This window comes from Streptomyces sp. NPDC049585, assembly GCF_040675615.1.
GTDB classification, from domain to species: Bacteria; Actinomycetota; Actinomycetes; order Streptomycetales; family Streptomycetaceae; genus Streptomyces; species Streptomyces luteosporeus.
Window position 1 is genome coordinate 12,502 of the sequence record NZ_JBFAPE010000017.1, and the last position, 12,836, is coordinate 25,337.

12 protein-coding genes are annotated in these 12,836 nt (G+C 69.4%); 7 read left to right on the forward strand and 5 right to left on the reverse strand.

Annotation, left to right across the window (positions count from 1 at the left end):
- Positions 1-104 precede the first annotated feature (104 nt).
- The 5 genes from eccCa (at position 105) to AB0K17_RS18715 (ending at position 8,437) form a co-directional block, all read left to right on the forward strand.
- Positions 105-4,061 carry a type VII secretion protein EccCa gene (eccCa, locus tag AB0K17_RS18695; protein ID WP_365983569.1) on the forward strand — a complete coding sequence of 1,319 codons (3,957 nt, stop codon included), beginning with the start codon at positions 105-107 and terminating at the stop codon, positions 4,059-4,061.
- Between the two features lie 112 nt (positions 4,062-4,173).
- A complete protein-coding gene (locus AB0K17_RS18700; protein ID WP_365983570.1) occupies positions 4,174-4,611 on the forward strand; it encodes an ester cyclase in 438 nt (145 codons plus the stop codon).
- Positions 4,612-4,792: 181 nt separating this feature from the next.
- The gene (locus AB0K17_RS18705) at positions 4,793-5,167 is read left to right on the forward strand and encodes a hypothetical protein (protein ID WP_365983571.1); all 375 of its coding nucleotides are present in this window, start codon (positions 4,793-4,795) and stop codon (positions 5,165-5,167) included.
- 17 nt (positions 5,168-5,184) lie between these two features.
- Entirely contained in the window at positions 5,185-7,371 is a 2,187-nt protein-coding gene (locus AB0K17_RS18710) for a hypothetical protein (RefSeq protein WP_365983572.1), read from the forward strand.
- Between the two features lies 1 nt (position 7,372).
- Positions 7,373-8,437: a hypothetical protein gene (locus AB0K17_RS18715; protein WP_365967521.1), complete on the forward strand. Its 1,065-nt coding sequence runs from the start codon at positions 7,373-7,375 to the stop codon at positions 8,435-8,437.
- A gap of 291 nt (positions 8,438-8,728) precedes the next feature.
- On the opposite strand, the gene AB0K17_RS18720 is transcribed toward AB0K17_RS18715, so the two are convergent.
- Positions 8,729-8,923, reverse strand: a complete 195-nt coding sequence (locus AB0K17_RS18720) for a DUF397 domain-containing protein (protein ID WP_365967520.1) — start codon at positions 8,921-8,923, stop codon at positions 8,729-8,731.
- A gap of 10 nt (positions 8,924-8,933) precedes the next feature.
- On the reverse strand, positions 8,934-9,785 hold the full coding sequence (locus AB0K17_RS18725) for a helix-turn-helix transcriptional regulator (RefSeq protein ID WP_365983573.1): 852 nt from the start codon (positions 9,783-9,785) through the stop codon (positions 8,934-8,936).
- Positions 9,786-10,055: 270 nt separating this feature from the next.
- Between AB0K17_RS18725 and AB0K17_RS18730 the strand changes: the two genes are divergently transcribed.
- Together AB0K17_RS18730 and AB0K17_RS18735 are read left to right on the forward strand one after the other, a co-directional pair.
- On the forward strand, positions 10,056-10,544 hold the full coding sequence (locus AB0K17_RS18730; RefSeq protein WP_365967518.1) for an ATP-binding protein: 489 nt from the start codon (positions 10,056-10,058) through the stop codon (positions 10,542-10,544).
- Complete coding sequence (locus AB0K17_RS18735; RefSeq protein ID WP_365983574.1) at positions 10,531-10,719, forward strand: hypothetical protein; 189 nt, start codon at positions 10,531-10,533, stop codon at positions 10,717-10,719. Before AB0K17_RS18730 ends, AB0K17_RS18735 begins: the two co-directional genes overlap by 14 nt.
- A 66-nt stretch (positions 10,720-10,785) precedes the next feature.
- Here AB0K17_RS18735 and AB0K17_RS18740 read toward each other — a convergent pair whose 3' ends face one another.
- The 3 genes from AB0K17_RS18740 to AB0K17_RS18750 form a co-directional block, all read right to left on the reverse strand.
- On the reverse strand, positions 10,786-11,088 hold the full coding sequence (locus AB0K17_RS18740) for a WXG100 family type VII secretion target (protein WP_365967516.1): 303 nt from the start codon (positions 11,086-11,088) through the stop codon (positions 10,786-10,788).
- Between the two features lie 56 nt (positions 11,089-11,144).
- Positions 11,145-11,537, reverse strand: coding sequence for a WXG100 family type VII secretion target (locus AB0K17_RS18745; protein WP_365967515.1), 393 nt, complete (start codon positions 11,535-11,537; stop codon positions 11,145-11,147).
- A 61-nt stretch (positions 11,538-11,598) separates the two neighbouring features.
- The gene (locus tag AB0K17_RS18750) at positions 11,599-12,792 is read right to left on the reverse strand and encodes a S8 family serine peptidase (protein ID WP_365983575.1); all 1,194 of its coding nucleotides are present in this window, start codon (positions 12,790-12,792) and stop codon (positions 11,599-11,601) included.
- Positions 12,793-12,836: the final 44 nt, after the last annotated feature.

Genomic DNA, 12,836 nt, shown 5'->3' on the forward strand with positions numbered 1-12,836 from the left:
TGCGTACGCCGATAGGATCTTCCGGTCGCGCGAGGGGAGGACCGGCTCCACAGGGGTGCCGGGTGTGCAACCGGCCTCTCGGGCCTAAGGGGTTGAGCCGCTTCGTGAGCCAGGTCGTCGTCAAACGCCCGCCGCGGGCGCTGCCGCCGGAGCCGCCGAGCGCCGAAGTGCGGCTGGAGACGCCGCCCGAGCTGCCGCGCGGCCGTCAGGAAGGCATCCTGATGCAGCTGCTGCCCACCTTGGGCATGGCTTCGTCGATGGTCTACTTCTTCATGCCCGGCGCCCATCCCATGATGAAGATCATGGGCGTCCTGATGATGTGTTCGACGCTCGGCATGACGGTCGCGATGATCGTGCGGCATCGCCAGGGCTCCCAGGGCCAGCTGGCCGACGCGCGCCGCGACTACCTGCGCTATCTCGCGCAGACCCGGCGCGCGGTGCAGCGCACGGCGCGCGCGCAGCGCGATGCGCAGCTGTACCTGCACCCCGCGCCCGACCAGCTGTGGTCCGTGGTCGCCGAGGGCAGTCGTGTGTGGGAGCGCCGCCCCGGCGACGACGACTTCGCGCAGGTGCGCGTGGGCCTGGGCCCGCAGCAGCTGGCCACCCCGCTGATCGCCCCCGAGACGGCGCCCATAGACGAACTGGAGCCGCTCACGGCCGGTGCGATGCAGCGCTTCCTGGCCGTCCACGGGTCCCTCGACGGGCTGCCGATGGCGGTGTCGCTGCGCGCCTTCTACCACGTCACCCTCTCCGGGGAGCCGGAGACGGTGCACGGCACCGCACGGGCGCTCGTGGCCCAGCTGGCCGCGCTGCACTCCCCGGAGGATCTGGTGATCGCGGTCGCCGCCCGCCGCGGCGCGGACCACTGGGACTGGGCGAAGTGGCTGCCTCACGTCCAGCTGCCCGGCACCGTCGACGGCGCCGGCACCCGGCGGCTGCTCGGCGACGACCTCGTCGAGCTGGAGGAGCTGCTGGCCCCGCGCCTGGAGGGCCGCCCCCGCTTCAGCCGGGAGGGCCGCCCGCTGCTGGAGCAGCCGCACGTGGTGGTGGTGCTGGAGGGCGTCGCGGTGCCGGCCGGCTCGGTCCTGGCCGCGCCCGAGGGCCTGCAGGGCGTCACCGTCATCGAGGTCGTCCCCGGCGAGCTCGACGAGCTGCGCGGCGGCCTCGCCGTGACCGTACGCCCCGGTGCGCTGCGGCTGCACTCGCAGGTCGCGGTGTACGAGGGGGTGCCCGACGTGCTCGCGCCCGAGGTCGCCGAGGCCCTGGCCCGGCAGCTGGCCCCGCTGCGCCCGGGCGGCGGCGACGAGGACGAGCCGCTGCTGGCCAACTGCGACTTCACCGACCTGCTGGCCCTGGGCGACGCCGGTTCGGTGGAGGTCGCGCGCACCTGGCGCCCGCGCACCCCGGCCGAGCGGCTGCGGGTGCCGATCGGGGTCGGCGAGGACGGCTCGCCGGTCATGCTCGACCTGAAGGAGGCCGCGCAGGACGGCATGGGCCCGCACGGCCTGTGCGTCGGCGCGACCGGTTCGGGCAAGTCCGAGCTGCTGCGCACGCTGGTGCTGGGGCTCGCGGTGACCCACTCCTCGGAGTCGCTGAACTTCGTCCTCGCCGACTTCAAGGGCGGCGCGACCTTCGCCGGCATGTCCGGCCTGCCGCACGTCGCCGCCGTCATCACCAACCTCGCGGACGACCTCACGCTCGTCGACCGCATGCGCGACTCCATCACCGGCGAGCTGCAGCGCCGCCAGGAGCTGCTGAAGTCCGCCGGCAACTACGCCAACATGCACGACTACGAGAAGGCCCGGGCCGCGGGCGCGCCCCTGGAGCCGCTGGCCTCGCTCGTCCTGGTGATCGACGAGTTCAGCGAGCTGCTGACGGCCAAGCCCGACTTCATCGACATGTTCATCCAGATCGGCCGCATCGGCCGGTCGCTGGGCGTGCACCTGCTGCTGGCCTCGCAGCGCCTGGAGGAGGGCCGGCTGCGCGGCCTGGAGACGTACCTGTCGTACCGCATCGGCCTGCGCACCTTCTCCGCCGCCGAGTCCCGTACGGCACTGGGCGTGCCGGACGCGTACCACCTGCCGACCGTGCCCGGCTCGGGCTACCTGAAGTTCGGCACGGACGAGATGACGCGGTTCAAGGCCGCCTACGTCTCCGGCCCGTACCGCACCGCCGCCGCCGGCGCGGCCGAGGGCGGGGACCTGCCCGTCGAGCGGCGGCCGGTGCTGTTCACCGCGGCGCCCGTGCCCGTGACGTACGCCGCGCCGCCAGCCGAGCCGACCCGGGCGGACGAGGGCTCCCCCGACTCGATGCCCGACACCGTCCTCGACGTCGTCGTGCGCCGGCTGGAGGGCCAGGGCCCGCCCGCCCACCAGGTGTGGCTGCCGCCGCTGGACAAGGCGCCCTCCCTCGACCAGCTGCTGCCCGCCCTCGCCGAGACCCCGGGCCGCGGGCTGACCGCGCCGGAGTACCCGCGCCAGGGCCAGCTCGTGGTGCCGCTCGGCGTGGTCGACAAGCCCTTCGAGCAGCGACGCGACGTGCTCTACCGCGACTTCTCCGGGGCGGCCGGCCACATGCTGGTCGTCGGCGGCCCGCGCTCGGGCAAGTCCACGCTGCTGCGCACGCTGGTCGCGTCCTTCGCGCTCACGCACACGCCCGCCGAGGTGCAGTTCTACGGCCTGGACTTCGGTGGCGGCGGCATGAGCGCGATCGCCGGGCTCCCCCACGTCGGCGGCGTCGCCTCCCGCCTCGACCCCGAACGCGTACGCCGTACCGTCGCCGAGGTCGCGGGCATCCTCGCCCGCCGCGAGGAGTACTTCCGGGCGCACGGCATCGACTCCGTCGCCACCTACCGGCGCCGCCGCGCGGCCGGCGACTTCGCCGACCAGGGCTGGGGCGACGTCTTCCTGCTCATCGACGGCTGGGCCGCGTTCAAGCAGGAGTACGAGCTCTTCGAGGGCGTCGTCGCGGACATCGCCTCCCGGGGCCTGGGCTACGGCATCCACGTCGTGGTGACCGCCTCCCGCAACATGGAGGTCCGCCCCGCCCTGAAGGACCAGCTGCTGGGCCGCCTCGAACTGCGCCTGGGCGACACCATGGACTCCGAGTTCGACCGCAAGGTCGCCGCGAACGTGCCCGCCGGCGTGCCCGGCCGCGGCCAGCTGCCGGAGAAGCTGCACTTCATGGCCGGCCAGCCGCGCATCGACGGCGGCGACGACCCCGCCACCATGACGGACGCCACCGCCGCCCTGGTCGCGGCCGTCGACGCCGCCTGGACCGGCCCGCACGCACCGCGCGTACGCCTCCTGCCGCGCACGCTGCGCGCCGACGAGCTGCCCAAGGGCTTCGAGTTCCCGGAGCGGGGTGTGGCCATCGGCATCGACGAGACGGCGCTGGAGCCGGTCTTCGTCGACTTCGAGACCGACCCCTTCTTCCTCGTCCTCGGCGAGAGCGAGTCCGGCAAGACGGCCGTGCTGCGGCTGCTGGCCAAGCAGATCGCCGAACGGTACGGACCGGACGAGGCGAAGATCGTCGTCGGCGACTACCGGCGCTCGCTGCTGGGCGCCGTCCCCGAGACCCACCTGCTGGAGTACGCGCCCCTCGCCTCGGCCCTGACCGTCCACGCGGAGGCCCTCAACGGCCTGATGCAGCGACGCGCGCCCAAGTCCGACGTCACGCCGCAGCAGCTGCGCGATCGCAGCTGGTGGACCGGCCCGCGGTTCTTCTTCTTCGTCGACGACTACGAGCTCGTGGCCGCCGGCAGCGGCAACCCGCTGTCCGTCCTGACGGAGAACCTGCCCTTCGCCCGGGACATCGGCATACGGTTCGTCATCGCCCGCAACTCGGCGGGCGCCTCGCGCTCGATGTTCGAATCCTTCATGCAGCGGATCAAGGAACTCGGCGCCCAGGGCATCGTCCTGTCCGGCGACCCCGCCGAGGGCGACCTCCTCGGCGGCGTCCGCCCCCGCCCGATGCCCCCGGGCCGCGGCGTCTTCGTCTCCCGCAAGCGCGGGACGCCGCTGGTGCAGGTGGGATGGCTGCCGGAGGTGACGGCGGACTGACGAGGGACTGACGGCGGAGGAGTGACGGCGGACTGACGGCGGAGGGGTGACGGCGGGGCCGGCTCCGGGCGCGTCACCGGGGCGCGGGGCGCCGGAAACCGATACTGCGCGTGTGAACGGTACGTCGCCCGAGGACAACAAGAGACTGGTCCGCCGCTTCTACGCGGAGATCGACCGGGGCAACATCGACGCCCTGGACGAGCTGGTCGCGGAGGACTACGTCGACCACTCTCCCCCGCCACTCCCGGGCCTCGGCCCGGGCCGTGCGGGCCTGAAACGGGCGTTCCGCCTGTTCTGGGAAGCGACGCCGGGCACACACGAGATCCAGGACCAGGTGGCCGAGGACGACAAGGTCGTCACCCGCCTGCTCTGCCGCGGCACCCACGAGGGCGACCTGCCGGACATCCCGGCGACGGGCAACGCCCTGAGGATGACGGCGACGGTGATCCACCGCATCGAGGGCGGCAGGCTGGTGGAGAAGTGGTCGGACAAAGACATGCTGTCGTTCCTGCAGCAGCTCGGGGTGATTCCGCCGCTGCCGGGCAGCTGAGGGGCCGCCGGCCGACCGCGAGGCGGACAGGAATCAGCCAAGAGATCCACAAGGGTGGTGCCCCACGGGCGCCACCCTTGTTAGGTTCGAACGCGCGAATGTTTGTTGTCGTACACGGGGGTTGGACATCGTGACGTTCGAGGAAGAGTGGGCCGGTTTGCGCGCGGAAGCGCAGTCGCGGATGCGATTGAACGGCGTACCGGGACCGGTCGGAGCTCCCGACCTGAAGACGTCGGCCGCGAAGAAGAAGGCGGCGGTCTCCGCGCTGGAGCAGCACGTGGAGCCGGACACGCAGGCGGCCGGCAAGCTGATGGACGAGACGTCGGAGGCGGCGGCCAAGGGCTTCCACGACTGGGCGACCGGCGCCGGCATCACCGAGGCCCTGAAGGGCTGGCGCGCGTCCGTGAAGTCCCTCCAGTCCCGTCTGGCCGCGGAGAAGTCGGCACTGAGCCAGACGCACCACCTGCTGACGGGGGCGGACCTGCAGCTGGGCGGCCAGTTCGGGCTGCTGAGGCCGCTGCCTGCCGCGCCGCAGAGCCCCGGCTCCGGGCACTGAGGGGACGAACCGTAACCATGCTCACGTACCACCAGGTCCTGACAGCGGACCTGGGCCTGTTGACGACCGCGGCGGAACAGTGGGACGCGGCGGCGAAGAAGTTCGACTCGGTCCTCAAGACCTACGACAGCGACGTCAAAAGCATCACCACGGACGGCTCCTGGAGCGGCCAGGCCCACATCGTCGCCCAGCCGAGCATGCAGCAGACGCACACGGAGCTCGCGTCGGCGGCCAAGGAGGCCCGTGCGATCGCCTCGCTGCTGCGGGACGCGCACACGCACTTCACGGAGCTACGAGGGAAGCTGAAGGCGGCGGTGGCCGAGGCCGAGAAGGCCGACATGAAGATCGACGACCAGGGCCGTGCCACGGCGACGGTGCGCAACGATCCGGCGGCCACCCACGACCCGGACTACCGCGCCCAGAGCGCGAAGATCGCCGAGGCGGAAGCGTCCTGGACCCGGCACATAGCCGAGTTCGTCCAGGCCTTCGACGACGCGGACCAGGGCGTGAAACTGGCCCTGACGGCTGCCGTACAGGACACCACTCCCCTGGACGGCCTGGGCGGCTTCAACGCCAACGCCGAGGGCGACATCGAGAAGGTCGAGGTCCGGGAGGCGACGAACCTGGCCGACAAGCTCCGGTCGGGGAAGCACCTCAGCACCCAGGAACTCAACGAAATGCAGTGGCTCCTACGGGACGTGGGCCACGACGAGCAGTCGAGCCGGACGTTCCTGGACAACATCGGCCCGGACGGCACGATCGAGCTGGCCAACAAGCTGAACGGCCTGGCCTACGACAGCGACAAGGGCCACCAGCGCACCTATCTGAACATCGAATCCGGCATCGCCGGAACCATCGCCACCGCCACAGCGGACCCGCGCTCGTCGTTCTACGGCAAATGGCGCGAGGGCCTGCGGAGCGCAGGCGAGAAGAACTTCGGCAAGAAGACGGACCCCCTGTACGGCTACCAGACGTTCGTGGGCCTGATGGAACAGGGGAAGGGCCGCTACAGCGGAACGTTCCTCAACGACCTGGGCGACGACATCATCGCCACCGAGAAGAAGCACGAGGGAATCTGGACCCAGTGGACGGCCCCCCGCGCCGGCGTCGCGAGCGACCCCCTCGACCATCTGCTCGGCGTCATGAGCAGAACCCCGGACGCCGCCACGTCCTTCCTCGACCCCGGCACGGACGGGAAGAACGGGCACCTCAAGTACTTGCTGAAGGAACGGGAGTGGCCGCGGATCGCCCTCAACGGCCCCGGGGCGCTCATGTTCATGGACGACCCGACGAGCAAGGCGGGCCTGGGTGCGGCGCTGGAAGCCGCCGCAACGGGCCACGAACCGGGCACCAAGCACACACTCGGCGGACACACCGAGGCCCAGGCCCGGGTCATGCACGACACGATCCGAGTACTCAATTCGGACGGCCACGGCGACAAGCTGCCGGCGAACCTGCGCAGCCCGCTGGGCAACATGCTCGCCGACTACACCGGTGACACGCACCAGATCCTTTCCCGCACCCGCGAGGACTACAAGGTCTCCGGCGAGGAAGGCAAGGTCTGGGAGGACGGCGGCGTCGTCCACATGGCTGTCGGCAAGGACGACCTCGTACGGGTCATGCGCGGCGTGGCGGACGACCCTGCCGCATTCGCCCGCATGTACAACGCCGAACGCCAATACGCCGCGGACACCTTGTCGAGGGTCCCCTTCAACGGTGATCCCGACACCCGTGCCGCAGTCATCGAAGCAGCGTCGTCCGCCTACGGCTTCTACGACGGAATCAGCTCCGACGTCGTCTTCGACAAACGGGACAAGGCAATCCAATGGGCGAGAGACGTGAGCCACGCCGTGACGGGTACCTCGGGTGCTCTGCTGAACTTCATCCCGGCTGACGTCGCCGAGGGCGTCCCCATGCCCAAGGGCGTGAAGGTGGGAGCCGACGCCCTCAACCGGATCACCGACTTCACCATGTACGAGTGGACGAAGGAACAGATCAGTGAGGCCAGTGCCGCCGCCGGCGCGGAGAACCGCGCCAAGTTCAACCACGGCCAGCGCCAAGTCGACAGCCTCGTCGTCGAATGGGGCAGGGTGAACGGACACGACCCCAACGAAGGGGTCATACGCCACCTGGTCGGATCCGGCCAGGAGCGGCACAACAGCGCTCGGGACGAAGCCTTCATCTCCTTGGACCGGGAAAAGTAAAGTGAACCGACGACGTGCGGTCACCGCATCGGTGGCCCTGATATGCGCTGTGGTACTGATCTCCGCGGGCTGGTTCTACTTCTCCGGGGCGTACGACCGCTGGAGCGACGGCAGGTCTTTGGCCGAGGCCTGTGACGGTGCGCTCGACGCCGGCGAGGTACGCGCGGCGCTGGGCAGCGACGCCCTACGAGGAGGTGCCGGCCAACCGGACCTCCTCACGGATGGCGAGACCGGCCGCATCACGATCTGCCGGGTCAAGGACCGGATCAGCGGTCAGGCGGTCGATGTGGACGTCCACTGGGGATCCCGGATGACAGCCGCTGCTACCGCACTGCGGCACCGGTTCGTCAAGGACCCCAGGATCGCGGCGGTTCCCGTCGGCAACGGCTGGCACGGCGCCGTGGTCTCGGACGACGGGGAACTCTACGGGGCCGTGGAGCTCGCCTGCAGCAACAAACGCGGCGAGAGCCTCATCGTCAACCTGCACACCCGGGAGAACACGAAGGATCCCGATCAGCGACGGAACGTCGCCCGGCTGGCCACCAGCGCCGCACGTTCCGCGGCACAGCACTACGACTGCGCGTCCCAGCCCGGGAAACCTGTTGAGCGGATCTCACCGGACCCGGTCCGGCACCCGGTGCCGCTCACCCAGACCAAGGGGACGTGCGCGGTCGTCGTGCGCGATGCGGAACCGGCGAAGAAGGCCGGTGCCGTCTCGGTGGCGGAGGCACCGACCGATCCGGACACCCCGGCGGAGGACTGCTACCTGCGCAATGCCGAGGGAATGGGGCTCTACCGGCTCACCGCCCTGTACGGGAACTTCGCGAACGGCCCCCGCCACGGCAGCGAACGCGACCTGGCCGGGGATTCCGGATTCGGGGAAGGAGCCCGTTACGGCTACGCCACCGCGGCCTGCCCCCGGGACAAGGAACGATCCCTCTACGTGATCACGGCCCCCGTGTGGACGAACCGCTCCCCCGACTCCGAATTCGCCCACGCCGCGCTCAAGGCCTTCGCCGAGGAATCCGCCAGGAATCACGGCTGCACCGACGTGCGAATGCCCTGATCGGCCGGTGCGAGTGCGGCGCAGGATCGGCCCCGGCTCCTCCCTGTCGACCTGGACCACGACGAACCCGTGGGTGGGGGTCTCCCCTGTGCACCGGCAATGGACCTGCCCGATGTTGCCGGGTTCCGGTGTTGCGCACCGACCGTCCCCAAGGGGGTGCGCGCCGTCGTGGGTGGTGTGCGCCTGGATCACGGTGCGCGCGGCCCGAGAACTGGTTGCGCACGGGTCTCCCACCGCCACTGCCGCCCTCTTCGGCTGGCGGGTGGTCCCCCGTCCCGTGCCCTTCCTCGACTAGAGCAGATGGTCGAGGTCGCCGCGCTTGGCGGCCTCCACGAAGTCGCGCAGGGCGCCAGGTGTCGTGACGACCAGTTCGCCGGGGCGGGCGGTTTCTCTCAGCACGGGGGTGCCGTCGGTGGTGTGGCCTATCTGGATACAGGCGTTGCCGCCGCCCGCGCAGTACGGGGCTTGCCAAGTGATCTCGGACATTCGCTGCCTCTCAGACTTCCTTCGCGATCGCATGGATCATCTCGCGGGACTTCTCCGGAGAAAGGGCCTTGTGCTCCGCCCTCTTGAACAGACCTCGGTAGTTCTCGAGATGCTGGTCAGCTGTGAGGAAGACCGTTGTGTGAGCGGCGTCCAGCTGAACCGTGTCCAGCTGCGGGACCGCCCCGTGGGCGTAGAAGATGGTCTGCCCGGCTCCCGGGAAACCGCCGGCCGCGAACGGCAGGACCCGGATCCAGACGTTCTCTTGCTCGCTCACCCCCAGCAGATGGTTCAGCTGGTTGGCCGCTGCTCTCCGTCCGCCGAACTGCATCCGCAGCGCAGCCTCGTGAATGAACGCTTCGAACCGAGGGGGATCGGGTTGGCGCAGCACTGCTTGTCGCCTCAGGCGGTGAGCGACCCGAAGTTCCACCTCGTCGGCCGGCAGCGGCTGGATCGCCTCGTCGAAGATGGCGCGCGCGTGCTCCTCTGTCTGCAGCAGGCCGGGGATGTGCACGCTCGAAGAAGTACGCATCCGGCGCGTGTGGTGTTCGAGCTCGGCGATGTCCAGGTAGCCCGGTGGTAGGGCGCCTCGGTACTCCTCCCACCACCCCTTGTCCCGTTCGTCGGTCAGAGCCACCAGTGCATCGACGAAGCCCTGGTTCGAGCAGCCGTAGTTGCACACCAGCGTCCGCAGGCGGCCGGGAGTGATGCCCACGCGCCCTGCCTCCAGGTGGCTGACCTGGTAAGCCTTGATGTTGACGAGAGCACCGGCCTCTTGCGCACTCATCCCCGCCGCCTCGCGCAGCTTGCGCAACTCAAGGCCCAGGCGCCGCTGCCTCTGTGTGGGATGACTCCTCGACGGCATCCGACCTCCTCGCGATCTGTGCGCAGCATGCCGCGCCGAGTGCCACCCCGTCCACCGACAGGGTTGTCTTTCCAGACAAGGTTGTCTGGCTGGTTCTCGCCCCCTACAGTCGGTGATGCACCGCTCACACGCGGCTGAAGCCGGAAGTGCACCGCGTGCGCGTGCCCTCACTTCCCTGGGGAGGGTGTGCCACGCCCAGGGAGGCAAGCCACCGGCACATCGTCCGCGTACCGAACGCCGCACTCGCCATCGCGCTTGGAGTGAACGCGCATGAGCAACAGCACTGTCTTCCTGCCGGACCCGCCGGGTCCGGAGGCGGCCGCCCGGCCGTCCCCGGCCACCTTCAACTACTCCGTCGGCCTGCCCGGCGGCGCCTACTGCGTCAGACCCGCCCGCACACTCGTGCGGCAGGTGCTGCGCGACCACGGCTTGGCCGAACTCGCCGAACTCGGCACGTTCGCCGTCTCCGAACTGCTCGCCCACGCCAACTCCTTCACGCCGGACCGCGGTCTCCACCTCTCGATGCGGTGGCGCTTCGGCGTCCTGAGACTCGTCGTCTTCGACGAACACCCCACACACCCGGCGTCCGCCGCCCCCTTGTGCCGGGAACGGCGACGGGAGGCGCTGTCCCTGCTGGACATGATCACCGCCGCGTGCGGCGGCATCTGCGGACTGGCGGAGTTGGGCCCGCCGCTGTACGGGAGCAAGGTGTGGGTCGTCCTGCCACGGGAGGCGGGTGAGCTGTATGCCGCACTCTGACTCCGAGGACGTCGCACGCTCACTGCGCGAGGAACTGGCGCGCCGCGGCATCACATTGCCGTCGCTCGGCGTGGAGCGGGCCGTCACGGGAGCCGAGCTGATCCAGCTTGGGCGGGCGCGGCCGGATGTCGTTCAGCGCCTGGTCGAGGCGCTACGGGAAGTTCATACCGGCTGAGCATGCACATGGGGTGGGCAACCGGTGACGGTGGCCCACCCCATGACGCCATTGCCGCTGGTTACATCAGCCGCCGTGGAAGAGGCCTGCTGCCTTGCGGTCCGTGGCCTGGTACTGGGTGCTGCCGTGCTCGATCTTCTCGGCGACGTCCTTAAGAACACTATGGATGTGCTCTGCCCGGGCGTGCCACTGCTTGCTGGCCGCCTGCATCATCTGCTGGGCCTCACCCTGCCAGCCGTGCGTGACCTTCTCGACCGAAGCCCAGATGGCCTGGAGCTGGCTGTCCAGCAGCGCAGACGCCGACCTGATCTCGGCTGCCGTGTGACTCAGCCCGCTGTACTGAACCTTCAGAATTCCGTCGTTGGACATCCGTCCCCCACTCGTCTCAGATCTTCAGTGATTGGTTTCCGCTTGGAGCCAGCAACTCAGTACTCGTGGATCTTGCTGTCGAGGCCGGCACTGAGACCCGTCTGCGTGCTGTTCGCGGCGAGGTGACCCCCAGCAGCTCCACCGTTCACATCGATGCTCTTGAAGCTGGAGACGACGGCTTCCTCATTGGCGTGGCTGGACTTGCGCGTAAGGGCCACGGCATCGTGAATGCCGTCGAGAAGCCGGCGGAGCGCGTCGTGGTCGTCGTTCAGCTGCATCTGAGCGGTGGTGAATGCCTGGGCGGCTCGCCCCTCCCAAGCGGGCTTGACCTGCTCAACGGCGTTGACCAGGCTCTTCAGGTTCGCCGACATTGCGGCGCTGGCCTCTTTGAGGCTGTTTTCGAACGCGGTAAATGCCGCATCTTCAATCTTCTGGATGTCCGAGGACATAATTCACCATCCCCCATGAGTTGTCGGCGAGTTGAATCGCCCTGAATTCACGCTCCGCAATCTAGCCGACCGGCCCATTGCCTGCTGACCAGTGCGGAGGGGTTCTGTTGCGGCGTCGCACCAGCACGATCGCGGTGACGGCGGCGACCACGACGATCGCTGCGCCTGCACCGACACTCAACCAGACGGTGCTGACTTCGCTCTTCTCGCTACTGTTCTGCACCGCGGGGCGCTGCGCGCCCTGGGCCGACGGCTTGGATTCACTCGAAGGCGTCGGCGCGGCACCGGCCAGCAACGGGTTGACGTCGGCTGGGCCGGGGTCCCCCTCCCCGTCCAGGATGACCTTGCGCGGGCGGACGATACCGTAGCCGATGTAGGGGCTCGGGATCTTGCCGGTGGTCGGTTTGCCTGCGGTGTCCAGCATGACGCGCAGCACTTGGTTGTTCGTCCAGTCCGGATGCTTCGCCCAGATGAGTGCGGCGGAGGCGGAGGCGAGGGCGGTGGCGGGGCTGGTGCCCCGAGTCGGGCAGAAGCCGGAACTCTCCTTGCACCGGCCGGGAATCTCGTCCCCGGGCGCCGCGAGGGCCACGTGACTTGCACTGTTCGACCACTTCGTGACCGTACTGGTTCTGTCAATGGCTCCGACTGACACCACTCCGGGTACGGCTGCAGGGTAATTCGTCGGATTTCCCTTGTCGCCGTCGTTGCCTGAGCCCGCGAAGATCAGACTGCCTTTCCCCAACGCATAGTCCACTGCGGCCGCTGTCTGCTTACTTCGATCCGGAGATGCAGCACCGGCAAGGGACACATTGATGACACGTGCACCGTGGTCCGCGGCGTAGCGGATACCTCTTGCGATGAGGGGATCCATCGAGTCGGCCAAGCCCAAACCTGAGGCACGGACGGGCAGGATCTTCGCTCCAGGTGCGAGGCCCTGGACGCCTCCCTCTGCGCCAGTGCCGGAGATGAGCGCAGCCATCCGCGTCCCGTGACCGTCTCGGTCCGTTGTTGGGGTGTCCCTGTTGGGGTCGGGTGACACGTCCGTGCCTGGCAGTACCTGCCCCTGCAGCTCCGGCGACGAGCTGTCCACGCCCGAATCGACGACAGCGACAGTCACGCCCGCCCCGCGGCTGACCTTCCACATGTCTTCGGCCTGCATGGCGTCGAGATACCACTGCCGGGACCGCACTCCGTCGGCGGCAGCACTGGGTGCGGCGAGGGCAAGGCAGGTCACACCGGCTGTGAGAACCGACATGGCCTGTGCAGAACCTCGCCGCATCCTGCCAAGAGTGTGGGGCA